The following is a 23218-nucleotide window of genomic DNA, read 5'->3' on the forward strand; positions in this document are numbered from 1 at the left end:
TCCCTCGGGGAGGATGTTTCGCGGGCGGTGTTGCGCGAACCCTGAACCGCAACCCGGGAAACGCCGAAGGGCCGGACCGCTGATGCGGTCCGGCCCTTCGGGCTGGCGGAGGATACGAGATTCGAACTCGTGAGGGGTTGCCCCCAACACGCTTTCCAAGCGTGCGCCCTAGGCCTCTAGGCGAATCCTCCGCCGCAAACAATACAAGACGTTGAGGGGTGCTCGCGAACACGATCCGGTCCGGGGGGCCCGGGCGGATCCGCGGAGGGGTCCGGCTCGATTCCGGGGCCCCGTATCCGCTAGGGTGGGGCCCAGCCCCTCACGTGGCGCTATCTCACCCAACTCCCCCAGGGCCGGAAGGCAGCAAGGGTAAGTGGGCTCTGGCGGGTGCGTGAGGGGCGCTTTGCGTTCCGGGGCGGGTCCGGGGGCGTCGGCGGGCCGTTGTTGTCGGTGGGCCCGGATAACCTCGTAGACGTGTCGTCCCTTGCGCTGTACCGCCGCTATCGCCCCGAGTCGTTCGCCGAGGTCATCGGGCAGGAGCATGTCACTGCCCCGCTGATGCAGGCCCTGCGGAACAACCGGGTCAATCACGCGTACCTGTTCAGTGGCCCGCGCGGCTGTGGCAAGACGACCAGCGCGCGCATCCTGGCGCGGTGCCTCAACTGTGAGCAGGGTCCCACCCCGGATCCGTGCGGGGAGTGCCAGTCCTGCCGGGACCTCGCCAGGAACGGCCCGGGGTCCATCGACGTCATCGAGATCGACGCCGCGTCCCACGGTGGCGTCGACGACGCCCGTGACCTGCGCGAGAAGGCCTTCTTCGGGCCCGCGTCGAGCCGGTACAAGATCTACATCATCGACGAGGCGCACATGGTCACCTCGGCGGGCTTCAACGCCCTGCTGAAGGTGGTCGAGGAGCCGCCGGAGCACCTCAAGTTCATCTTCGCGACCACCGAGCCCGAGAAGGTCATCGGGACGATCCGCTCCCGGACGCACCACTACCCCTTCCGGCTCGTGCCGCCCGGGACGCTGCGCGACTACCTCGGCGAGGTCTGCGGGCGCGAGGGCGCCAAGGTCGAGGACGGCGTGCTGCCGCTCGTCGTGCGCGCCGGTGCCGGGTCCGTGCGCGACTCCATGTCCGTCATGGACCAGCTCCTCGCCGGCGCGGGCGAGGAGGGTGTGACGTACGCCATGGCCACCTCCCTGCTCGGGTACACGGAGGGGTCGCTGCTCGATTCCGTCGTCGACGCCTTCGCCGCCGGGGACGGGGCCGCCGCGTTCGAGGTCGTCGACCGGGTCGTCGAGGGCGGCAACGACCCGCGCCGGTTCGTCGCCGACCTGCTGGAGCGGCTGCGCGACCTGGTGATCCTGGCCGCCGTGCCCGACGCCGGGGAGAAGGGGCTGATCGACGCCCCCGCCGACGTCGTGGAGCGGATGCAGGCTCAGGCGTCGGTGTTCGGCGCCGCCGAGCTCAGCCGCGCCGCCGACCTGGTCAACGCCGGGCTCACCGAGATGCGCGGCGCCACCTCGCCGCGGCTGCAGCTGGAGCTGATCTGCGCCCGGGTGCTGCTGCCGGCCGCCTTCGACGACGAGCGCTCCTTCCAGGCCCGGCTGGACCGGCTGGAGCGCAGCGGCCCGCCCGCCGCCGCCTTCGCCGCGCCGGCCGCGGCGCCCGCCATGGGCTACGTGCCCGGGCCCGAGGCGCACGGCATGGCCCCGGCCGGTCCCGGCGGCGGGGTCGCCGCCGCGCGTGCCGCCGTACGCGGTCCCGTGCCGGACGCCGCCGCGGCGCAGGCACCGCCCGTGCAGGCCCCGGCCCCCGTGCCGGCCCCGGCTCCGGCGCCCGTCCAGGCTCCGGCACCGGTCCAGGCTCCCGCGCCCGTCCAGGCCGCCGCCCCGGCCGCCGCGCCCGCGCAGGCGCCCGGTGCGTGGCCCGGGGCCGCGCAGCCCGGCAGCGGGGCCCCCGCCCCCGGCGCCTGGCCCGGAGCCGCCGCCCCGGCCGCCCCCGCCGCTCCCGCCGCCGGGGCGTGGCCCAGTGCCGCCGTGCCCGGCAGCGGAGTTCCGGCCGCACCCGCACCCGCCCCCGCCCCCGCCCCGGCGGCCTCCGCGCCCGCCGGCCCGGCCGCCGCCGCGCCCTCCGCCGAGATGGCGGCCGGGGCCGGGCAGGTCCAGGCGATGTGGCCGGGCGTCCTGGAGGCCGTCAAGAACCGCCGCCGCTTCACCTGGATCCTGCTCAGCCAGAACGCCCAGGTCACCGGCTTCGACGGGACCACCCTCCAGCTCGGCTTCCCCAACGCCGGAGCCCGCGACAACTTCGCGAGCAGCGGCAGCGAGGACGTCCTGAAGGCGGTCCTGGCCGAGCAGTTCCAGGTCAACTGGAAGATCGACGCCGTGGTCGGGGGCGGCGGGCCGGCCCCGGCCGCGCCCTCCTCGTACTCCTCCTACTCCGCGCCGGCCGCCGCCTACAGCCCGCCCCCGGCGGCCCCGCAGGCCCCGCCGGCCGCCCCGCTGTCGCAGCAGGTCCCGCAGCCGCCCGCGTACCAGCCGCCGCCCCCGCAGGCGGCGCCCGCGGCGCAGCCGCCCGTGCACCAGGCGCCCCCGCCGGTCGCCCCCGAGGACGACGTCCCGGAGGAGGACGACCCGGACCTCGTGGACAGCGCCCTGACCGGACACGACCTGATCGTGCGCGAGCTCGGGGCGACCGTTGTGGAGGAATACACGAACGAGTAGCGCCCGCCGATTGGGGTGGCCGCACGAAACCGGCCGCGCCGTCCGGGCTACCCTGGGCGGCGTGAAGGTCCTCGTCATCGGCGGCGGCGCCCGCGAACACGCCCTGTGCCGCTCTCTGTCCCTCGACCCCGACGTCTCCGCGCTGTACTGCGCCCCCGGCAACGCCGGCATCGCCGAGGTGGCGGAGCTGCGCCCGGTCGACGCCCTCGACGGCGCGGCGGTCGCCGCCCTCGCCGTCGAACTCGGCGCCGCTCTGGTCGTCGTCGGCCCGGAGGCCCCCCTCGTCGCCGGTGTCGCGGACGCCGTCCGCGCGGCCGGCGTCCCGGTCTTCGGACCGTCCGCCGAGGCCGCGCAGCTGGAGGGCTCCAAGGCCTTCGCCAAGGACGTGATGGCCGCGGCCGGGGTCCCGACCGCGCGCAGCTACGTCTGCACCACCGCCGAGGAGGTCGACGCGGCCCTCGACGCCTTCGGCGCCCCCTACGTGGTCAAGGACGACGGCCTCGCCGCCGGCAAGGGCGTCGTCGTCACCGAGGACCGGGCCGTCGCCCGGGACCACGCGCTGGCCTGCGACCGGGTCGTCATCGAGGAGTACCTCGACGGCCCCGAGGTCTCCCTCTTCGCCATCACCGACGGCGTCACCGTGCTGCCGCTCCAGCCCGCCCAGGACTTCAAGCGCGCCCTCGACGGCGACCAGGGCCCCAACACCGGCGGCATGGGTGCGTACTCGCCGCTCCCGTGGGCGGACCCGAAGCTGGTCGACGAGGTCATGGAGCTGGTCCTCCAGCCGACCGTGGACGAGCTCCGCCACCGCGGCACCCCCTTCTCCGGGCTGCTCTACGCGGGCCTGGCCATCACCAGCCGCGGCACCCGCGTCATCGAGTTCAACGCCCGCTTCGGCGACCCCGAGACCCAGGTGGTCCTGGCCCGGCTGCGCACCCCCCTCGCCGGCGTGCTGCTGAACGCCGCGAACGGCACCCTGAACACCCTCCCGGCGCTGAACTGGAGCGACGACGCGGCCGTCACGGTCGTCATCGCCTCGCACAACTACCCCGGCACCCCGCGCACCGGCGACCCGATCGAGGGCCTCGGCGACGTGGCGGCCGAGGACGCGCCCGACGCGTACGTGCTGCACGCCGGCACCCGCCGCGAGGGCGAGGCCGTCGTCAGCGCGGGCGGTCGCGTCCTGTCGGTGACGGCGACCGGTTCCAACCTGGCGCAGGCGCGCGAGAAGGCGTATAAGGCGGTCGGGCGGATCAAGCTCGACGGGTCCCAGCACCGCACGGACATCGCCGCCAAGGCGGCCGAAGGCCGCTGACCAGCACGGCCGCAATGACGCGGGCCCGGTGCGCGCAGACGCGCACCGGGCCCGCGCGTGCGTACGCGTGCGACTGCATCCGGCCGCCTTCGAACGCAGCCACCTTTAGCCAAAGCCATTCCATCGGGTGATCGTCACCCGGACTGCCTGACGTCCGCGCCCGCCCCAACTAGGGTGCGGCGCAAGCATTCCGGCACATGGCCCACCGGCATTGCGATGTCAGTGGCGGGTGTCACAGTGGGGGAGTGAGCAAAGCCGCCGCAGGGCAGAGGGGGTGAGGTCCGGCCGTGTCCGGAACCGGTTCGATCGCAGAAGTGGGCGCGCCGTCCGCGCGTTCGCGGGCCCTCGCCGTGCTGCGGGTCCGCAGCAGGGCCACGGCCGCCGTGCTGCTGCCCGCCGCCCTCGCGGTGGTGCTCGTCGCCGCCCGGATGACGGGCCGGCTGGCCGGTGACCCCTGGCCGGTGGTGACCCTGGCCGTCTGCGCGGTGGCCGCCGTGGTGCTGCTGGCGGGCGGGATATTCGGCGCGGTGGTGCTGCGCGCGGGTCCCGCCGTGACCCCGACGGTGCCCCTGCCGGAGGCCGCCGCCCCCGACCTCTACCGCCTCGTGCGGGACCTGGCCGACCGGATGGACGTCCCCGCGCCCTCCGCGATAGCCCTCACCCCGGACTGCGACAGCTGGCTGGAGGACCGCGCCCATGCAGCCCACCGCCGCAGGGGGACGGGAGGCGGCCCGGAGTCCGCGCCCGGCGCGGCCCCCGTGCTGGTGATCGGCTCGCCGTTCCTGTGGTGGATGCGGGTCGCGGAGCTGCGGGCCGTCCTCGCACCCGTCGTCGCCGGTACGGGCCCCTCCGCGCACCCGGACATAGCCGACGCGCGCGGCTTCGTCCGCGGGCTCGACGCGGCGGTGGACATCGGCGGCAGGCCCGGCCTGGGCTGGATCGGCCGCCCGGCCCGGCTGCTGCTGCGGCTGTGCCGGACGGACGCCGCCGAGATGGAGCGCGGGGTGGCCGCGGCCGCCTCCGACCGTGCACAGGGTGTGGACTACGGCCTGCGCATCGTCGCCCAGGAGCAGGTCGGCCTCGCCTACGCGGGCTGGGACCGGCTGCTGACCCGCGTCGCGCTGCCCGCCTGGCGGATGGGTCGCTGGCCGGCGCACCTGGACGCCGGGGTGGTCTCCGCCCTGACCGAGCTGTCCCGGCGGGACCGGCTGGCCGAGGGCTTCACCTCGCGGCTCGGCGAGCGCCCCGCCTGCGACCTGCTGGAGCAGCCCGGCGTGGTCGACGAGGCCGCCTCCCTGCTGGCGGCCCGGCTGTTCCACGGCGGCCCGGCCGAAGCGGGCCCGGACTGGTCCCCCGTGGACTGGGCGGCCTACCCGCAGGAGGTCGTGGACCGCAAGTGGCGTACCGAGGCGGCCCGCCTGCACGCCGCCCTGGACGGCCTGTCCGTCCCGGCGGACCTGGCACCGCCCGCCGCCGCCCAGCCCCGGCCGGACGCCCCCGCGGCCCCGGCGGAGCCCGTGCCCGTCACCACGGGCGCCCCCGCCCCGGCGGAAGCCTCCGTCAGCGGCGCCCCGGGCGGCCCCGGCGGCCCCGCCGCGCCCGCCCCCGCCACCGCCCGTCCCGCGGACCGGGCCGCCGCCGCGGGCGAACCGGTCCCCCCGGGCGGGGCGACGCTGGAGCGGGTCCTCGGCTACCTCACCGACCCCGCCGGAGAGGGCGCCGCCGGGGAGGCCCTCGCCGGGCGGCTCAGCGGCGACCTGGCCCGGGAGGAGCGCGCCGCCGGAGCCGGCAGGCCCCAGCCGCGCGGCGGAGCGGACACGCTGCCGCTGTTCCCGCTCCAGCCCCCGCGCAGCGGCCGCGACCTGCTCGCCGACCACGTCACCGCCCTGGTCTGCTGCGCCGCCGTGGACTGGGCTGGCGCGGGACCCGGCCTGGACTGGCTGGACGGCCCCGTCCTGCTGGTCGGCGGCGTGCGCCGCGCCGACCTCGCCCCCCGGGTGCTCGCCCTCGTCGAGGACGGGGACCCGGCGCCGCTGCGCGACTGGCTCGCGGAGCTCGGCGTACGCCCCGAGAGGCCCGTACGCCTCCTCTGAACCGCCCGCCCCGCGTTCCGGTCACGTCAATTCACGACGAACGGTGACGGAGTGAGTGCGTTATGTGATGTGCTTGGGACCGGTCGCGGAAAGGTGTCCGAAAAGCCCCCGCGCACCTGACTGGAGCAAACGCGTTCGGGGGAGCGAGGGAGGGGAGCGGTATGGGTGCGGACCAGATCCGGCGTTGGGAGTCGGGTGCGCTCGCGCACGCGGTGACCGACCCCTTCGGCCAGGGCCCCCTGCCCTGGTTCCGGGGCAGCGAGCTGTACTTCGACGACACCGGCCAGGTCGTCCCCTGGTACGTGGACCCCGCTGTCGCCACCCCGGGCCAGAGCCCGGGCCGGCATCCCGGCGTCCCCGCCCAGGGCCCCCGGGGCGGCGGCCCCCGCACCGCCGACGACGTCCACCGCCAGATCAAGGGCTTCGCCTCCACCGGAGCCGTCGCCCCCGGCGAGGCCATCGACTTCCACATCACCGTCGACCCGCCCCAGCAGTTCTCCGTCGACGTCTACCGGATCGGCCACTACGGCGGCGACGGCGCCTCCAAGATCACCACCAGCCCCCGGCTCTCGGGCATCGTCCAGCCGGCCCCGCTCACCGCGGACCGCACCGTCTCCTGCCACCACTGGTGGCTCTCCTGGCGGCTCCAGGTCCCCTCGTACTGGAGCATCGGCGCCTACGTGGCCGTCCTCACCACGGCCGACGGCTACCGCTCCCACATCCCCTTCACGGTCCGCGACGACCACCCCGCCGACCTCCTCCTGCTGCTCCCGGACATCACCTGGCAGGCCTACAACCTCTACCCCGAGGACGGCCGGACGGGCGCCAGCCTCTACCACGCCTGGGACGAGAAGGGCCGGCTGCTGGGCGAGCGCGACGCCGCCATCACCGTCTCCTTCGACCGCCCCTACGCGGGCGCCGGCCTGCCCCTGCACGTGGGCCACGCCTACGACTTCATCCGCTGGGCCGAGCGCTACGGCTACGACCTCGCCTACGCCGACACCCGCGACCTGCACTCCGGCCGCGTCGACCCGACCCGCTACCGGGGCCTGGTCTTCCCCGGCCACGACGAGTACTGGTCGGTCCCCATGCGCCGCACCGTCGAGCGCGCCCGCGACCACGGCACCTCCCTCGTCTTCCTCTCCGCCAACACCATGTACTGGCAGGTCGAGCTGTCCCCCTCGCCGTCCGGGGTCGAGGACCGGCTCCTGACCTGCCGAAAACGCCGCGGCCCCGGCCGCCCCAGCCTCTGGCGCGAGATCGACCGCCCCGAACAGCAGCTGCTCGGCATCCAGTACGCGGGGCGGGTCCCCGAGCCCGCGCCGCTGATCGTCCGCAACGCCACGCACTGGCTCTGGGACTCCACCGGAGCCGCCGAGAACGACGAGCTCGACGGGCTGGTGGCCGGCGAGGCCGACCGCTACTTCCCGCGCACCCAGCTCCCCGAGCACCAGGACCGCATCCTCCTCGCGCACTCCCCGTACCTCGACGGCGAGGGGGCCAAGCGCCACCAGGAGACCTCCCTGTACCGGGCCCCGAGCGGCGCCCTGGTCTTCGCGTCCGGCACCTTCGCCTGGTCCCCGGCGCTCGACCGCCCCGGGCACGTGGACGAGCGGGTCCAGCGGGCGACGGCCAACCTCCTCGACCGGATCTGCAAGCGGGACTGACCGGGACCCGTTGTCCCCGTTCGCGAACGGGTGCGGGAGAATGGTCCCGCGCTCGTACAGAACCACAGGGAGACCCCGTGCCCGGATTCGTCGAAAAGCCCGAGCCGGTGCAGGTGCCCGGCCTCGCCCACCTCCACACCGGCAAGGTCCGCGACCTCTACCGCGACGAGGACGGCAACCTCGTGATGGTCGCCAGCGACCGCATCTCCGCGGCCGACTGGGTGCTGCCCACCGAGATCCCGGAGAAGGGCCGCATCCTGACGCAGCTCTCCCTCTGGTGGTTCGACCAGCTCGCCGACCTGGTCCCCAACCACGTCATCGGCACCGACCTGCCCGCCGGCGCCCCCGCCGACTGGGAGGGCCGCACGCTGGTCTGCAAGAGCCTCGACATGGTCCCCGTCGAGTGCGTGGCCCGCGGCTACCTCACCGGCTCCGGCCTCAAGGAGTACGTCCAGTCCCGCACGGTCTGCGGACTCGCCCTCCCCGAGGGCCTGGTGGACGGCTCCGAGCTGCCCGCCCCGATCTTCACCCCGGCCGCCAAGGCCGAGGTCGGCGACCACGACGAGAACGTCTCCTACGAGGAGGTCGCCCGCACCACCGGCGCCGAGACGGCGGCGCTGCTGCGCCAGACCACCCTCGCCGTGTACGGGCGCGCCCGCGACATCGCCCGCGAGCGCGGCATCATCCTGGCGGACACCAAGTTCGAGTTCGGCTTCGACAAGGACGGCACGCTCGTCGCCGCCGACGAGGTCCTCACCCCGGACTCCTCCCGCTTCTGGCCGGCCGACCAGTGGCAGCCGGGCCGCACGCAGGCGTCGTTCGACAAGCAGTACGTCCGCGACTGGCTGGCCTCCCCGGCCTCCGGCTGGGACTCCAAGGGCGAGCTCCCGCCGCCGGCCCTCCCGCAGGAGGTCGTGGCGCAGACCCGCGCCAAGTACGTCGAGGCCTACGAGCGCCTCACCGGCCAGACCTGGAGCTGAAACGACGAAGGCCCCGATCGGTGATCGGGGCCTTCGCCAGCTGAGCGGACAACGCGACTCGAACGCGCGACATCCACCTTGGCAAGGTGGTGCTCTACCAACTGAGCTATGTCCGCCTGTGCGCCGTAGCGCGAGACCTACTATACCCAACCCCGCTGCCGTGCGAGACGCACTGCCGTGTGCCGGTTCTCCGCGCCGAGCTTCGTCGCCGCCGAGGACAGGTAGTTGCGCACGGTCCCCTGTGACAGCGAGGCCCGCTCCGCGATCTCCGCGATCGGCGCCCCGTCCGCCGCGAGTTCCAGCACCTCCGCCTCGCGCGCGGTCAGCGGTGAGTCGCCCGCGCTGATCGCGTCGGCCGCCAACTCGGGGTCCACGTAGCGCCCTCCGGCGTGCACGGTGCGGATCAGCTCGGCCAGCCGCTGCGCCGAGACCGTCTTCGGCGCGAAGGCCCGCACCCCCGCCGCGAGCGCCCGCTTCAGGTGCCCGGGACGCCCGTGACTGGTCACGATCATGGTCTTGCAGTCGGGCAGTTCGGCCCGCAGCGATGTGGCCACGCTCACACCGTCCGCGCCCGGCATCTGGAGGTCCAGCACCGCCACGTCCGGGCGGTGCGCCCGCGCCATGGCGAGGGCCTCCGGCCCGGAGGCCGCCTCGGCCACGACGACGAGGTCGTCCTCCAGGCCCAGCAGCGCGGCCAGCGCGCCCCGGATCAGGTGTTCGTCGTCGGCCAGAAGTACGCGTACGGGGCTCACGCCCGCACCTCCACTCGTCGTGTGTCCAGGGGAACCTCGGCCCGCAGCCGGTACCGGCCGCCGTCGGCCGGCCCGGCCAGCAGGGTCCCGTCCACGGCCGCGAGCCGCTCCCGCAGCCCGGCGAGCCCGGATCCGGGCATTCCGGCGGGTGTCTCGGGCACCCCGTCGTTCTCCACCAGCAGCGTCACCGTGCCCGAGTCCGCCGGGGCGGTGAGCCGGATCAGGCAGCTGCGCGCGTCCCCGTGCCGCAGGACGTTCGTCGTCGCCTCCCGGACCACCCAGCCCAGGGCCGACTGCACCTCGCCCGGCAGCTGCCGCCCGTCCGCCGCGTACTCGACCCGGCAGTCCATCCCGGCCGCGCTCAGCACCCCGCGCGCGCCCTCCAGCTCCACCGAGAGGTCCGCCTCCCGGTAGCCGCGCACGACGTCGCGCACCTCCCGCTGCGACTCGCGCGCGATCCGCTGGACCTCGATCATCTGGTCCACGGCCTCGGGGCGTTCGCGCCGGGCCAGCTGTACCGCCAGCTCGCTCTTGAGGGCGATCACCGCCAGGTTGCGGCCCATCACGTCGTGCAGGTCCCGCCCGAACCGCAGCCGCTCCTCGGCGACCGCCAACTGCGCCTGGACTTCCCGGGCGTGGTCGAGTTCGTAGACGGTGCGCAGCAGCCAGCCGGAGAACCCGCAGGTGAAGGCGAGGAAGACGCTCGCCACCAGGACGGCGACGAAGTACCCGATGATCTCGTTCAGCGGCAGGCCCAGTGCGGCGACGGTCGCCGAGGTGGCGACCGCGGCGACCAGGGGGACGTACTTCATGTGCTGGACCTTCTCCATGGCGAGGACGAGGGACCCGCAGCCGAAGCAGGTCACCCCCACCACCAGGCCGGGGGCCACGGATTCGTCGAGGCTGCCGAAGCGGCGCAGGAAGAGGAAGAGCAGCACGGCCGCGGCAGTGGCGGCCGTGGTCACCACCGAGAGCCGGACCGGGCGTTCGCGGCGGCCGCACACGGCGTCGAGGGCGCGGGAGGAGAGGAAGCCGACGAGGACCGAGTGGGCGACGACCAGGCCGAAGCCGGCGAAGGCCAGCGACCGCGGGGTGTCGTTCTCGGCGTCGTTCACGGTGCCGAGGAGGGCGACCAGCCCGAAGGACACGATCTCGACGAGCACGAACAGGTGGAAGGACCAGCGTGTGTACAGCTCGATCTTCCCCGCGCTGCTGCGCTTCTTCCACCACCCGGTCAGCTTCGACACGTTCCGTCCCCCCGGTCCTTCGCTCTGGTCAGCGCCGCGGTTCCCAGCGGAACCACCGCTGGACAGCAAACACCGTGACGATCATCCAGGCCAGCGTGTTGAGCGCGGCCCCCAGCAGGTCGTACCCCGACGTCCCGCCGCTCCACCCGGCCCGGACGAGGGTCATCACCCCGCTGAGCGGCAGGAGTTCGCACACGGAGGCCACCACGTCGGGCATCGCGTCCGTCGGCGCGAACACGCCCGAGCCGATCATCGTCGCCAGGAACAGCGGCAGCGTGGTCAGTCCCGCGGTCTCCACGTTGCGGGTGAACGCGCTGGTGAGCGCGGCCAGTCCGGCGAGCAGCGGCATCGCGGCGAGCACGCCGGCCACGACCAGCGCCGGGTTGTCGGGCATCGGCGCGTCCAGCACCGCGCCGCCGGCCACGGTGAGCACGGTGATCTGCGCGAGCGCGATGGCGGTGGCGGGCAGCGCGCTCCCGGCGAGGATCTCCAGGTCGCCGGCCTCGCCGGTGCGCAGCCGCTTCAGTACGAGTTCCTCGCGGCGGGCGACGTACGCGGAGACCAGGTTCATGTAGACGACGAGCAGCAGCACCATCCCGATGCCGCCGGTGAGGGTGGCCTCGGCGACGGCGGCAGCGGTGTCCCCGCTGACGGAGGAGCGCAGGACGAACACCATCAGGGCGGGCACCAGCACGGCCACGCTCAGCGCGGCCCGGTTGCGCAGCAGCAGGGTCAGCTCGGAGCGGCCGAGTGCCGCGATCCGGCCGGCGTTCAGGGTCATGGTGTTCATCGGGTCCCCGCCATCGTGTCGTCGTGGGCAAGAGCGCCGGTGCCCGCGTGGCGCCGGTTCCGGGCGATCTCCAGGAAGGCCTCCTCCAGGGAGGCGTGGCGGGCGTCGAGCCCGGCCAGTGCCACCCCGGCCGCGTCGGCCCAGCGCAGGAGCGCGCCCAGGTCGTGCTGGAGCCGGTCGGTGCGGATCTCGACCCGCTGCCCGTCGGCCGCCGCGCGCAGCTCCAGCGGGATCCGGGCGGCCGTGACGCCGGCGGGCAGGGTGAAGCGGATCCGGGACGGCTGGGTGGCCGTCACCTCGTCGGGGGTGCCGGACAGGACCAGTTCCCCCTCGTGCAGGATCGCGAGGCGGTCGGCGAGCTGCTCGGCCTCCTCCAGGTAGTGCGTGGTCAGCAGCACCGTGGTGCCCTGCGCGCGCAGTTCCCGTACGAGGGCCCAGGTGTCCTGGCGGCCCTCGGGGTCCATTCCGGTGGTCGGCTCGTCGAGGAAGAGCACCTCGGGCCGGCCCAGCAGGGCGAGCGCGAGGTCGAGCCGCCGCCGCTCGCCGCCGGACAGCTGCTTGACGCGTACGGACGCCCGCGCGGCCAGTCCGACCAGCTCCAGGACCTCCGCCGCGGGGCGGGCACCGGTGGTGACCCCGCTCCACATGCGGACGGTCTCGGTCACCGACAGGTCCGAGGGGAAGCCGCCCTCCTGGAGCATGACCCCGGTCCGCGGGCGGACCTCGGCGCGCCGGGTGTGGGGGTCGAGGCCGAAGACGCGGACCCGGCCGCCGGTCGGGGCGGCGAGCCCTTCCAGCAGCTCGACCGTGGAGGTCTTGCCGGCGCCGTTGGTGCCGAGCAGGGCGAAGACCTCGCCGCGCGCCACGGAGAAGGTGACGCCCCGCACGGCTTCGAAGCCCCCGGCGTAGCCGCGGCGCAGTTCCTCTGCCTGGATCACTGTGTCGGTGGTCATGGCTCAAGCCTCGCGGCGGCCCGGCGGGCGGAGCAGTGCGTGCTGTCACCGCCCGCGATGACATTTGTCATCGGATGTGGGCCGCGTCACAAAGGCGAAAGAGGCGGAGGAAATGACGAAGGCCCCGATCGGAATCCGATCGGGGCCTTCGTTCACTGAGCGGACGACGCGACTCGAACGCGCGACATCCACCTTGGCAAGGTGGTGCTCTACCAACTGAGCTACGTCCGCATGCTGCTACGACCGAGGTCGTTGCGATGCGAGCACTACTCTACCTGATCCACAACCGTGGCCGGTAAAGCGGTGCAGAGCGGGTGACAGGGATTGCACACTGCGCCTCCCCCCTGGAAGGGGGGTGTTCTGCTACTGAACTACACCCGCACGACTTCGGGGTTCTTGCCTTTCGGCCTGGCCCCTCGGCGTGATCCACACACTAGCCGATCGGAGGGGGTGCATGGCAAATCCGGGTCGGCGGACCACCGGGCGGACGGCCGCCCGATGGTCACCGGGCGGCCACCGGCCCGTCAGTGGGCGGCTTCGTACGCGCTGTAGACGGTCTTGGGGATGCGGCCCCGCGGCGGCACGTCGTGCCCGTGCGAGCGCGCCCAGGCCCGCACGACCGCCGGGTCGGGTGCGATCGACGTCGTCTTGAACGTCTTCCCGGAGCGCGACCGGCGGCGGCCGGCGGCCACGAAGGGGGCCAGGCTCTTCCGCAGTTTCTTTGCGTTGGCCGCATTGAGGTCGATCTCGTACGACTTACCGTCCAGGGCGAACGTGACCGTTTCCGCCGCTTCTCCGCCATCGATGTCGTCGGAGATCGTGACTACTACGCGCTGCGCCACGGATATCGGTCCCTTCGTGCGCCGTCGCCGCCCGCTGACGTGCGGTGATGTCGCCTGTGTGGATGTTTCGGTGGAATACGTCAAACCGTTGGAATCCCGGCTGTTTCCTTTGTACCGCGATTCCCATTGAATTGCGAAGCCCAGTTAATTATCCCCGCGTGTCCCGTCGCAATCCCGAGGGCGTGGTTTTCCGGTGGATTTTGCGAAGCGTTGGTGAAGCCGAAACGGCGGCGGGTTCGGAGCCGGGAGATATCTACCCGCGTAGAAATTTCGGACGGGTACGCTGAGGGAACCGCCTTCGCACCAACCACCTCATCGGGAGTGCCAGTGGCACGCGTCGTAGTCGACGTCATGCTCAAGCCGGAGATCCTCGACCCCCAGGGCCAGGCGGTGCAGCGTGCACTGCCGCGCCTGGGCTTCGACGGGATCGCCGACGTCCGCCAGGGGAAGCGTTTCGAACTGGAGGTGGAGGGACCGGTCGACCAGGCCGCCCTCGACCGCATCCACAAGATGGCCGAAACGTTCCTCGCCAACACCGTCATCGAAGACTTCACCGTGAAGGTCGAGGCCTGACGGTGACCACACGCATCGGAGTCGTCACGTTCCCCGGAACGCTCGACGACCGTGACTCGCTGCGCGCCGTCCGCCTCGCGGGGGCCGAGCCCGTCTCGCTCTGGCACCGCGACAAGGACCTGCACCAGGTCGACGCGGTCGTCCTCGCGGGCGGCTTCTCCTACGGGGACTACCTGCGCGCCGGAGCCATCTCCCGGTTCTCGCCGGTGATGGAGACCATCATCGAGCAGGCCAAGGCCGGCATGCCCGTCCTCGGCATCTGCAACGGCTTCCAGGTCCTCACCGAGGCCCACCTGCTGCCGGGGGCGATGCTCCGCAACAACCACCTCCACTTCATCTGCCGCGACCAGAAGCTGCGGGTGGAGAACGCGGACACCGCGTGGACCGGCGACTACACCGCCGGCCAGGAGATCTCCGTGCCGCTCAAGAACATGGACGGCCGGTACGTCGCCGACGAGCGCACGCTCGACGAACTGGAGGCCGAAGGCCGAGTGGCCTTCCGGTACCTCGACGTGAACCCCAACGGCTCGCTGCGCGACATCGCCGGCATCACCAACGCCGCGGGCAACGTCGTCGGCCTCATGCCGCACCCCGAGCACGCGGTCGAGCCGCTGATCGGGACCGGCCGCACCGACGGCCTCCCGTTCTTCACGTCGGTCCTGAAGAAGCTGGTCAGCGCATGAGCCTCGACACCGTAAAGAACGCCACCGAGACCCCGGACGCCTCCCAGCCCTGGAAGGAACTCGGCCTCAAGGAGGACGAGTACGCCCGGATCCGCGAGATCCTCGGCCGCCGTCCCACCGGCGCCGAGCTGGCCATGTACTCGGTCATGTGGTCCGAGCACTGCTCGTACAAGAGCAGCAAGGTCCACCTGCGCCAGTTCGGCGAGAAGGTCCCCGAGAACGACGCCATGCTCGTCGGCATCGGCGAGAACGCCGGCGTCGTCGACGTCGGCCAGGGCTACGCGGTCACCTTCAAGGTCGAGTCGCACAACCACCCCTCGTACATCGAGCCCTACCAGGGCGCGGCCACCGGCATCGGCGGCATCGTCCGCGACATCCTGGCCATGGGCGCCCGCCCGGTCGCGGTCGTGGACCCGCTGCGCTTCGGCGCGGCCGACCACCCCGACACCAAGCGCGTCCTGCCGGGCGTCGTCGCCGGCATCGGCGGCTACGGCAACTGCCTGGGCCTGCCGAACATCGGCGGCGAGGTCGTCTTCGACGAGTGCTACCAGGGCAACCCGCTGGTCAACGCCGGCTGCATCGGCGTGATGAAGCACGAGGACATCCACCTCGCCAAGGCCTCCGGCCCCGGCAACAAGGTCATCCTCTACGGCGCCCGCACGGGCGGCGACGGCATCGGCGGCGTCTCGGTCCTCGCGTCCGAGACCTTCGACGACACCAAGCCCACCAAGCGCCCCGCGGTGCAGGTCGGCGACCCCTTCCAGGAGAAGCTCCTCATCGAGTGCACCCTGGAGATCTTCAAGGAGAAGCTGGTCGCCGGCATCCAGGACCTCGGCGGCGCCGGGCTCTCCTGCGCCACCTCCGAGCTGGCCTCCGCCGGCTCCGGCGGCATGCGCGTCGAGCTGGACACCGTGCCGCTGCGCGACGCGACGCTCTCGCCCGAGGAGATCCTCATGAGCGAGTCGCAGGAGCGCATGTGCGCGATCGTCGAGCCGCAGCACGTCGACCGCTTCATGGAGATCTGCGAGAAGTGGGACGTCATCGCCACCGTCATCGGTGAGGTGACCGACGGCGAGCGCCTGGAGATCTTCTGGCACGGCGAGCAGATCGTGGACGTGCCCCCGGGCACCGTCGCCCACGAGGGCCCGGTCTACAACCGCCCGTACGCCCGTCCCTCCTGGCAGGACGCCCTCCAGGCCGACGACGCGGCCAAGCTGCCCCGCCCGGGGACCTCCGAGGAGCTCCGCGCGCAGGTCCTGGCCCTGGTCTCCTCCCCGAACCAGGCCTCCAAGTCCTGGGTCACCGACCAGTACGACCGCTTCGTGCAGGGCAACACCGTGCTGTCGCAGCCCGAGGACGCGGGCATGATCCGCATCGACGAGGAGTCCAACCTCGGCGTCGCGATGGCCACCGACGGCAACGGCCGCTACGCCAAGCTCGACCCGTACACGGGCGCGCAGCTGGCGCTGGCGGAGTCCTACCGCAACGTGGCCGCGACCGGCGCCAAGCCGCTCGCGATCTCCGACTGCCTGAACTTCGGCTCCCCCGAGGACCCGGACGTCATGTGGCAGTTCGCGGAGGCCTGCCGCGGTCTCGCGGACGGCTGCCTGGAGCTGGGCACCCCGGTGACCGGCGGCAACGTCTCCCTCTACAACCAGACGGGCGACGTCGCGATCCACCCGACCCCGGTCGTCGCGGTCCTCGGCGTCATCGACGACGTCAACCGCCGTACGCCGATGGCGTTCGCGGAGGCCGGCCAGCTGCTCTACCTGCTGGGCGACACGGCCGAGGAGTTCGGCGGCTCGGCCTGGTCCCAGGTCGTCCACGACCACCTCGGCGGCCTGCCGCCCAAGGTGGACCTGGGCCGCGAGAAGCTGCTCGCCGAGATCCTGATCTCCGCCTCGCGCGACGGCATGATCGACGCCGCGCACGACCTGTCGGACGGCGGCGTCGTCCAGGCGCTCACCGAGTCCTGCCTCAAGGGCGGCAACGGTGCGCGCGTGGTCGTCCCGGAGGGCCTGGACGCGTTCACCTTCCTGTTCTCCGAGTCCGCGGGCCGCGCCATCGTGGCCGTCCCGCGCAGCGAGGAGCTCCGCTTCACCGACATGTGCGGTGCGCGGGGCCTGCCGGCCGCCCGCTTCGGCGTGGTCGACGGCGACGCGATCGAGGTCCAGGGCGAGTTCACCCTCCCCCTGGCCGAGCTCCGCGAGGCCCACGAGGCGACGATCCCGGGCCTGCTGGCCTGATCGTCCCGGCGCCCTGTGCCGACGGCCCCCGCCCGGAACCTTCCGGGCGGGGGCCGTCGGCAGTCAGCGCGGCCCGCATCCCGGACGGCCGCACCGGCCCGCCCCCCGGCTCCCCGAGTAGGGTCGGGCCATGCCGCCCGCCAAGAAGAAGCCGCGCACCTACGACCAGGCGAAGATCCGCGCCGCGGTCACCGCCCAGTTCGGACATGTGGCCCGGGCCGTCGGGGAGTTGACCCCGGAGCAGCTCGCGCGGCCCAGCGGGCTCGGGGAGTGGAGCGTGGCCGAGCTGGCCGCGCACGTCGCGTGGATCGCCGACTCGCTGGCCGGCGGGCTCGCCCGGCCGCCCGCCGCCGTCGCCGAGCTGACCGCCGTCGAGTGGCCCTTCGCCACCGCCTCCCTCGCCGGGAAGATCTCCGAGGCCGCCCGGGAGACCCTGACCGGCGCCCCGCTCCCCGAGCTGTACGAGCAGGCCGGCGCCCGCCTCGCCGCGGCGCTGGAGGCCAACCCGGGCAGCCGGGTGCTGGACCTGTGGATCGGGGACATGACCCTGGCCGACTTCCTGGTCACCCGCACCGTCGAGCTGGTGGTCCACACCGACGACCTGAACCGTGCCGCCGGCCTCGCCGTCCCCGTCGACCGGCAGGCCCTCGCGGCCTGTACGCGCCTCCTCGCCGACGCCCTCGCGCTCAAGGCCCCCGGCGGTTCCGTCGAGGTGCGGGTGCCGCCCTTCGCGGTGGTCCAGTGCGTCGAGGGCCCCCGCCACACCCGCGGCACCCCGCCGAACGTGGTGGAGACCGACCCGCTGACCTGGATCCGGCTCGCGACGGGCCGTACCGGCTGGGCCGCGGAACTGGACGCCGCCCGGATCAGCGCCAGCGGCGAGCGCGCCGACCTGTCCGGGCTGCTGCCCCTGATGAGCTGAGCGGGACGGAACCGGCCGGGCACCGCTGCCGTCCCAGGGGCATGCGTACCCTCAGGCTCCTCACGACCGGCGCCCTGGCCCTCGTACTGGCCCTGACCGCGTGCAGCGCGGACGGGCAGGACGGCGCCGACGCCGCCCCGACCGCGCAGAGCACCGCCACGCCGCCCGTCCCGGACGCCCCGCTCACCGTGACCTCCTGGACCGTGCGCTCCGTCGCCGGGACCGCCGCCCCCGGCGACCGGGAGGCCCGCTTCACCCTCACCCCCGGGGGCGAGGCGGGCGGCACCCTCGGCTGCAACCGCTTCAGCGCCCCCGTCACCGTCGACGGCGCCACCGTGACCTTCGGCCCGGTGACCAGCACCCGGATGGCGTGCGAGGGCGCGGCCGGGGAGGTGGAGCGGGCCCTGACCACCCTCTTCGGCGCCGGGCCCCTGACCTGGAAGGTCCAGGGCCGGACCCTCACCCTCACCGCCCCCGACGGCAGCACCGCCACCGCCGAGGCCGCTTCCGCCGCGGAGTGAGGGGGTCAGGCCGGGTAGGGCAGCAGGCCCTTGTCGACCGCCTCCCACGCCCCCCGCAGCTCCGCCAGCCTGGCCGGCTCGACGGCCGCCTTGTCGGCCTGCTCCCGCAGGTCACCGGCCAGGTTGAACAGCTGGTCGCGCCCCGCCTTGCCGCGGTAGTACTTCCAGTCGCCCCGGCGCAGCGCCCGCTCGCCGCGCACCCGCCAGAACAGGTCCCGCTCGGCGGGCTTCTCGCCGCGCAGCAGGTACCCGGCCAGGCTCACCCCGTCGAGCGGGTACGCCCGGTGCGGCCGGGTGCCGGCCACCTCCAGCAGGGTCGCGGTCCAGTCGGGGCTGAACACGGGCACCCGGCTGACCTGGCCGCCGTCCAGCCGGGCGGGCCACCGGAGGATGTTCGGCACCCGGATCCCGCCCTCCTGGAGCGAGGCCTTGTTGCCGGACAGCGGCCAGTTGTAGGAGAAGCGCTCGCCGCCGTTGTCGCTGGAGAAGACGACCAGGGTGTTCTCCTCCTGGCCGGAGCGCTTCAGCGCCTTCAGCACCTCGCCGACCGACCGGTCGAGGTCCTCGACCATCTGCTTGTACTTCTCGACCGAACCGCCGTCCTGGTGCCACAGCGCCCGCGCGTCGCCCGCCTTGATCCGACGGACGATCTCGGCGCTCTCGGCGGTGTCCCCGTCGGCGATCCACGGCCAGTGCGGGGTGGTGAAGTTCAGGTTCAGCAGCCACGGCTTTCCGCCGTGGTCGCGCGAGACGTACTCGCTCGCCCGCTCCGTGATGATCCGCGTGTAGTAGCGCAGGTCCTTGTACTCGGCGTCGCCCTCGTAGAGGTCGTACTCGCCGCCCAGGCCCAGCTTGGAGTAGTACTCCAGGGCCCCGCCGAAGTTCCCGAAGAAGGTGTCCCAGCCGGACTTCGTCGGGCTGTAGTCGGGCAGGTAGCCGGCGTGCCACTTGCCGATCAGCGCGGTGGCGTAGCCGGCCTCCTTCAGCAGCGAGGCCAGCGTCGGGTGCGTCGGGTCCAGGCCCGCCGACTTGTCGGCGATGGGCTCCGCCAGACCGCCCTTGGTACGGGCCGGGTAGCGCCCGGTGTACAGGCTGAACCGGGTCGGGGAGCAGGTCGCGGAGCCGGAGTAGGCGTCGGTGAAGCGGACCCCCTGGCGGGCGAGGCGGTCCAGGTTCGGGGTCTTGATGTGCGGGGAGCCGTACGAGGAGAGGTCGGCCCAGCCGAGGTCGTCCCCGAGGATGAACAGGATGTTCGGGCGGCGGGACTGCCGGCCCCGCGCGGCCCGGAACTCGCGCTCCTCCGGGCCCGCCTCACGGGCGTCGGCGGCCTGCGCCGGAGCGGCGCCGAGCCCCACGGCGGCGGTGGCCGCGGTCGCTCCGACGGCACCTCCGAAGGCGCGGCGGGACAGCTTGCTGTTGTACGAAGACACGGGAACTCCAAGGCGCGGCCCGGCCGCCCCTGCCCCGGGCGGGCGCGGGACGGCGCGCGGCACGGCAGGGCGGGGCTGGGCGAGCGAAATCAGGAAGAATCAGAAAGAGTTGTGACTACGCAGAACAGCGACAGATGGCGCTCGCGACACGGACCAGGTCTACGTGGCGGCGCTCGACGAGGGTGACGGAACGGTCACCGAGAGGCTGCATGGTGCGAGAGCCTGTACGAATTCCCTCGTAGCTGTCAACAAAGTGATCGGAATACGAGACGGGGCCGCCCCGTCACCCTCTGTGCTGTGAGATTTCCCGGCCGTCCCCAATTCGGACCAGTGGTCGATCTCGCCTACACTCGGTGGCGTGCCTCGTGGTGATGGACGACTCAACCACGACCTGCTCCCCGGTGAGAAGGGCCCCCAGGACGCTTGCGGCGTCTTCGGTGTCTGGGCTCCGGGTGAAGAGGTCGCCAAGCTCACCTACTTCGGACTGTATGCACTGCAGCACCGCGGACAAGAGTCCGCGGGAATCGCTGTGAGCAACGGTTCCCAGATCCTCGTCTTCAAGGACATGGGCCTCGTTTCCCAGGTCTTCGACGAAACCTCCCTCGGATCCCTCCAAGGTCATATCGCGGTCGGTCACGCCCGCTACTCGACCACCGGAGCCTCCGTCTGGGAGAACGCTCAGCCCACCTTCAGGGCGACCGCCCACGGCTCGATCGCCCTGGGTCACAACGGCAACCTGGTGAACACCGCCGAGCTCGCCGAGATGGTCGCCGACCTCCCCCGTCAGGACGGCCGCGCCACGCAGGTGGCCGCCACCAACGACACCGACCTGGTCACCGCCCTCCTCGCCGGACAGACCGACGACGACGGCAAGCCCCTGACCATCGAGGAGTCGGCCGCCAAGGTCCTCCCCCAGGTCAAGGGCGCCTTCTCCCTGGTCTTCATGGACGAGGGAACCCTCTACACCGCCCGTGACCCGCAGGGCATCCGCCCGCTGGTCCTCGGCCGCCTGGAGCGCGGCTGGGTGGTCGCGAGCGAGACCGCCGCCCTCGACATCTGCGGCGCCAGCTTCGTCCGCGAGGTCGAGCCGGGCGAGCTCATCGCGATCGACGAGAACGGCCTGCGCACCTCGCGCTTCGCAGAAGCGAAGCCCAAGGGCTGTGTGTTCGAGTACGTCTACCTGGCGCGCCCGGACACCGACATCGCCGGCCGCAACGTCTACCTCTCGCGCGTCGAGATGGGCCGGCGCCTCGCCAAGGAGGCCCCGGTCGAGGCCGACCTGGTGATAGCGACGCCGGAGTCCGGCACGCCCGCCGCCGTCGGCTACGCCGAGGCCAGCGGGATCCCGTACGGCTCCGGCCTGGTCAAGAACGCCTACGTCGGCCGGACCTTCATCCAGCCCTCGCAGACGATCCGCCAGCTCGGCATCCGCCTCAAGCTCAACCCGCTCAAGGAAGTCATCCGGGGCAAGCGCCTCGTCGTCGTCGACGACTCGATCGTCCGCGGCAACACCCAGCGCGCCCTCGTGAAGATGCTCCGCGAGGCCGGTGCGGCCGAGGTCCACATCCGGATCTCCTCCCCGCCGGTGAAGTGGCCGTGCTTCTTCGGCATCGACTTCGCCACCCGGGCCGAGCTGATCGCCAACGGCATGACGGTCGACGAGATCGCCACGTCGCTCGGCGCGGACTCGCTCTCGTACATCTCGCTCGACTCGATGATCGAGGCGACCACCATCCAGAAGCCCAACCTCTGCCGCGCCTGCTTCGACGGCGAGTACCCCATGGAGCTGCCCGACCCGCAGCTCCTGGGCAAGCAGCTCCTGGAGAACGAGCTCGCGGGCGGCACCGACGCCGCCGACGCGCTCCGCCGCCCGTAGGCCCGTGGGCCGGCCCTCCCCGGGCCGGCCCGGCTCCACCTGCGCCGAGCCCTGTCTTTGAGGCTTCTCCCGGGGCCCGGCACCACACGCAGCAACGACACGAAAGCTCTCGCCTGTCATGACAGAGAAGACCACCGGTGCCAGCTACGCAGCCGCCGGCGTCGACATCGAAGCGGGCGACCGCGCCGTCGAGCTGATGAAGGAGTGGGTGAAGAAGACGCAGCGCCCCGAGGTCCTCGGCGGCCTCGGCGGATTCGCCGGCCTCTTCGACGCCTCCGCCCTCAAGCGCTACGAGCGCCCCCTGCTGGCCTCGGCCACCGACGGCGTGGGCACCAAGGTCGACATCGCCCGCCAGCTGGGCGTGTACGACACCATCGGGCACGACCTGGTCGCCATGGTCATGGACGACATCGTCGTCTGCGGTGCCGAGCCGCTCTTCATGACGGACTACATCTGCGTCGGCAAGGTGCACCCCGAGCGTGTCGCCGCCATCGTCAAGGGCATCGCCGAAGGCTGCGTCCTCGCCGGCTGCGCCCTCGTCGGCGGCGAGACCGCCGAGCACCCGGGCCTGCTCGGACCGGACGACTTCGACGTCGCGGGCGCCGGCACCGGCGTGGTCGAGTACGACCGGCTCCTCGGCGCCGATCGCATCCGTACGGGGGACGCCGTCATCGCGATGGCTTCGTCCGGCCTTCACTCGAACGGGTACTCGCTCGTCCGGCACGTCCTCTTCGACCGGGCCGGGATGTCCCTGGACCAGCACGTCGACGAGCTCGGCCGCACCCTCGGCGAGGAGCTGCTGGAGCCGACCAAGATCTACTCGCTGGACTGCCTGGCCCTCACCCGGACGGCCGAGGTCCACGCGTACTCGCACATCACGGGAGGCGGCCTCGCGGCGAACCTGGCCCGGGTCATCCCGGACCACCTGCACGCCACCGTCGACCGCTCCACCTGGGCGCCCGGCGCGATCTTCGACCTGGTCGGCAAGGCCGGCAGCGTCGAGCAGCTGGAGCTGGAGAAGACCCTGAACATGGGCGTCGGCATGATGGCCGTGGTCCCGCAGGAGTCGGTGGACGTGGCCCTGACCACCCTCGCCGACCGGGGCGTCGAGGCCTGGGTCGCCGGGGAGATCCTCGACCGGGGCGACCACGCCGAAGGCGCGACCCTGACCGGGAGCTACGCGGTCTGAGCAGCACTGAAACCCGGTCCGGGGCAATGCCCTGGACCGGGTTTCGGCACAAGTGGAACAAGTTCAGTCAGCCTGCGGGTCCGCACGCCGTGAACAGAGGATCGGTGCGTCAAGCCCCGCGACGGTGCGCCGAGGGACCGGACTGCTCGTCCTCGTCCTCGTCGTCATCGTCGTACAGATCCGCGTACTTCGCGTACGGGTCGTCGTCGTCCTGATCGTCATCGACTTCGACCGGCGCGCTGATAGGCAGCGGCTCTGTCGGCGATGCGCCCAGCTCATTGGCCAGACGCGAGAGGTCAGTCCCGCCGCTGTTGTACTTCAGCTGGCGGGCGACCTTTGTCTGCTTGGCCTTGGCCCGGCCGCGCCCCATGGCTCGACCCCCTCGGTGACGGGGCTCGACGGCCCCAGAGTC

The 23218-nt window shown here is 72.9% G+C and carries 20 protein-coding genes, 4 tRNA genes and 1 other RNA gene; 13 read left to right on the plus strand and 12 right to left on the minus strand.

Annotated elements, in window-relative coordinates; genetic code table 11:
* Positions 1-103 precede the first annotated feature (103 nt).
* A tRNA-Ser gene (locus tag ACQKM2_RS06385) sits at positions 104-191 on the minus strand.
* Between the two features lie 119 nt (positions 192-310).
* Here ACQKM2_RS06385 and ffs point away from each other — a divergent pair.
* The 6 genes from ffs to ACQKM2_RS06415 all read left to right on the plus strand — a co-directional run bounded on the left by ffs (position 311) and on the right by ACQKM2_RS06415 (position 8782).
* Positions 311-409, plus strand: an RNA gene (ffs, locus tag ACQKM2_RS06390) — signal recognition particle sRNA small type.
* Between the two features lie 65 nt (positions 410-474).
* Entirely contained in the window at positions 475-2727 is a 2253-nt protein-coding gene (locus ACQKM2_RS06395; protein ID WP_427707151.1) for a DNA polymerase III subunit gamma and tau, read from the plus strand.
* Positions 2728-2788: 61 nt separating this feature from the next.
* Positions 2789-4042, plus strand: coding sequence for a phosphoribosylamine--glycine ligase (gene purD, locus ACQKM2_RS06400; RefSeq protein WP_427707152.1), 1254 nt, complete (start codon positions 2789-2791; stop codon positions 4040-4042).
* A 287-nt stretch (positions 4043-4329) separates the two neighbouring features.
* Positions 4330-6135, plus strand: a complete 1806-nt coding sequence (locus ACQKM2_RS06405; RefSeq protein WP_427707153.1) for a hypothetical protein — start codon at positions 4330-4332, stop codon at positions 6133-6135.
* A 161-nt stretch (positions 6136-6296) separates the two neighbouring features.
* On the plus strand, positions 6297-7802 hold the full coding sequence (locus tag ACQKM2_RS06410) for a N,N-dimethylformamidase beta subunit family domain-containing protein (RefSeq protein WP_427707154.1): 1506 nt from the start codon (positions 6297-6299) through the stop codon (positions 7800-7802).
* Positions 7803-7879: 77 nt separating this feature from the next.
* A complete protein-coding gene (locus tag ACQKM2_RS06415; protein WP_427707155.1) occupies positions 7880-8782 on the plus strand; it encodes a phosphoribosylaminoimidazolesuccinocarboxamide synthase in 903 nt (300 codons plus the stop codon).
* Between the two features lie 43 nt (positions 8783-8825).
* On the opposite strand, the gene ACQKM2_RS06420 is transcribed toward ACQKM2_RS06415, so the two are convergent.
* The 8 genes from ACQKM2_RS06420 to ACQKM2_RS06455 all read right to left on the minus strand — a co-directional run bounded on the left by ACQKM2_RS06420 (position 8826) and on the right by ACQKM2_RS06455 (position 13366).
* Positions 8826-8898, minus strand: a tRNA-Gly gene (locus ACQKM2_RS06420).
* A gap of 24 nt (positions 8899-8922) precedes the next feature.
* Positions 8923-9534 (minus strand): response regulator transcription factor, encoded by a 612-nt coding sequence (locus ACQKM2_RS06425; RefSeq protein WP_007265383.1) that lies wholly within the window; start codon positions 9532-9534, stop codon positions 8923-8925.
* A complete protein-coding gene (locus tag ACQKM2_RS06430; protein WP_427707156.1) occupies positions 9531-10781 on the minus strand; it encodes a sensor histidine kinase in 1251 nt (416 codons plus the stop codon). The genes ACQKM2_RS06425 and ACQKM2_RS06430 overlap by 4 nt, the downstream gene beginning before the upstream one ends.
* Before the next feature lie 28 nt (positions 10782-10809).
* Positions 10810-11571, minus strand: coding sequence for an ABC transporter permease (locus ACQKM2_RS06435; protein ID WP_427707157.1), 762 nt, complete (start codon positions 11569-11571; stop codon positions 10810-10812).
* Entirely contained in the window at positions 11568-12524 is a 957-nt protein-coding gene (locus ACQKM2_RS06440) for an ABC transporter ATP-binding protein (protein WP_427707158.1), read from the minus strand. Before ACQKM2_RS06440 ends, ACQKM2_RS06435 begins: the two co-directional genes overlap by 4 nt.
* 158 nt (positions 12525-12682) lie before the next feature.
* A tRNA-Gly gene (locus tag ACQKM2_RS06445) sits at positions 12683-12755 on the minus strand.
* 78 nt (positions 12756-12833) lie between these two features.
* Positions 12834-12905, minus strand: a tRNA-Gly gene (locus ACQKM2_RS06450).
* A gap of 143 nt (positions 12906-13048) precedes the next feature.
* Positions 13049-13366 (minus strand): histone-like nucleoid-structuring protein Lsr2, encoded by a 318-nt coding sequence (locus ACQKM2_RS06455; protein ID WP_125819353.1) that lies wholly within the window; start codon positions 13364-13366, stop codon positions 13049-13051.
* Positions 13367-13693: 327 nt separating this feature from the next.
* Here ACQKM2_RS06455 and purS point away from each other — a divergent pair, with 327 nt between their 5' ends.
* The 5 genes from purS (at position 13694) to ACQKM2_RS06480 (ending at position 18311) form a co-directional block, all read left to right on the plus strand.
* Entirely contained in the window at positions 13694-13939 is a 246-nt protein-coding gene (purS, locus tag ACQKM2_RS06460) for a phosphoribosylformylglycinamidine synthase subunit PurS (RefSeq protein WP_042801325.1), read from the plus strand.
* A 2-nt stretch (positions 13940-13941) separates the two neighbouring features.
* Positions 13942-14622, plus strand: a complete 681-nt coding sequence (purQ, locus tag ACQKM2_RS06465; protein ID WP_125594811.1) for a phosphoribosylformylglycinamidine synthase subunit PurQ — start codon at positions 13942-13944, stop codon at positions 14620-14622.
* The gene (gene purL / locus ACQKM2_RS06470) at positions 14619-16868 is read left to right on the plus strand and encodes a phosphoribosylformylglycinamidine synthase subunit PurL (protein WP_427707159.1); all 2250 of its coding nucleotides are present in this window, start codon (positions 14619-14621) and stop codon (positions 16866-16868) included. The genes purQ and purL overlap by 4 nt, the downstream gene beginning before the upstream one ends.
* A gap of 130 nt (positions 16869-16998) precedes the next feature.
* Positions 16999-17790: a sterol carrier family protein gene (locus ACQKM2_RS06475; RefSeq protein ID WP_427707160.1), complete on the plus strand. Its 792-nt coding sequence runs from the start codon at positions 16999-17001 to the stop codon at positions 17788-17790.
* Between the two features lie 41 nt (positions 17791-17831).
* On the plus strand, positions 17832-18311 hold the full coding sequence (locus ACQKM2_RS06480) for an META domain-containing protein (protein WP_427707161.1): 480 nt from the start codon (positions 17832-17834) through the stop codon (positions 18309-18311).
* 5 nt (positions 18312-18316) lie between these two features.
* Here the strand turns inward: ACQKM2_RS06480 and ACQKM2_RS06485 are convergent, their stop codons facing one another.
* Both ACQKM2_RS06485 and ACQKM2_RS06490 read right to left on the minus strand, forming a co-directional pair.
* Positions 18317-19741: a sulfatase-like hydrolase/transferase gene (locus ACQKM2_RS06485; protein ID WP_427707162.1), complete on the minus strand. Its 1425-nt coding sequence runs from the start codon at positions 19739-19741 to the stop codon at positions 18317-18319.
* A 115-nt stretch (positions 19742-19856) separates the two neighbouring features.
* A complete protein-coding gene (locus ACQKM2_RS06490) occupies positions 19857-19952 on the minus strand; it encodes a putative leader peptide (RefSeq protein WP_350325720.1) in 96 nt (31 codons plus the stop codon).
* Positions 19953-20099: 147 nt separating this feature from the next.
* Here ACQKM2_RS06490 and purF point away from each other — a divergent pair, with 147 nt between their 5' ends.
* Both purF and purM read left to right on the plus strand, forming a co-directional pair.
* The gene (gene purF, locus ACQKM2_RS06495; RefSeq protein WP_389612959.1) at positions 20100-21617 is read left to right on the plus strand and encodes an amidophosphoribosyltransferase; all 1518 of its coding nucleotides are present in this window, start codon (positions 20100-20102) and stop codon (positions 21615-21617) included.
* A gap of 118 nt (positions 21618-21735) precedes the next feature.
* Entirely contained in the window at positions 21736-22806 is a 1071-nt protein-coding gene (gene purM, locus ACQKM2_RS06500) for a phosphoribosylformylglycinamidine cyclo-ligase (protein WP_362456326.1), read from the plus strand.
* Positions 22807-22915: 109 nt separating this feature from the next.
* Here the strand turns inward: purM and ACQKM2_RS06505 are convergent, their stop codons facing one another.
* Positions 22916-23176, minus strand: coding sequence for a DUF3073 domain-containing protein (locus ACQKM2_RS06505; protein WP_427707163.1), 261 nt, complete (start codon positions 23174-23176; stop codon positions 22916-22918).
* Positions 23177-23218 lie beyond the last annotated feature (42 nt).

Source organism: Streptomyces sp. NPDC004126 (assembly GCF_050275515.1).
Classification (GTDB): Bacteria; Actinomycetota; Actinomycetes; order Streptomycetales; family Streptomycetaceae; genus Streptomyces.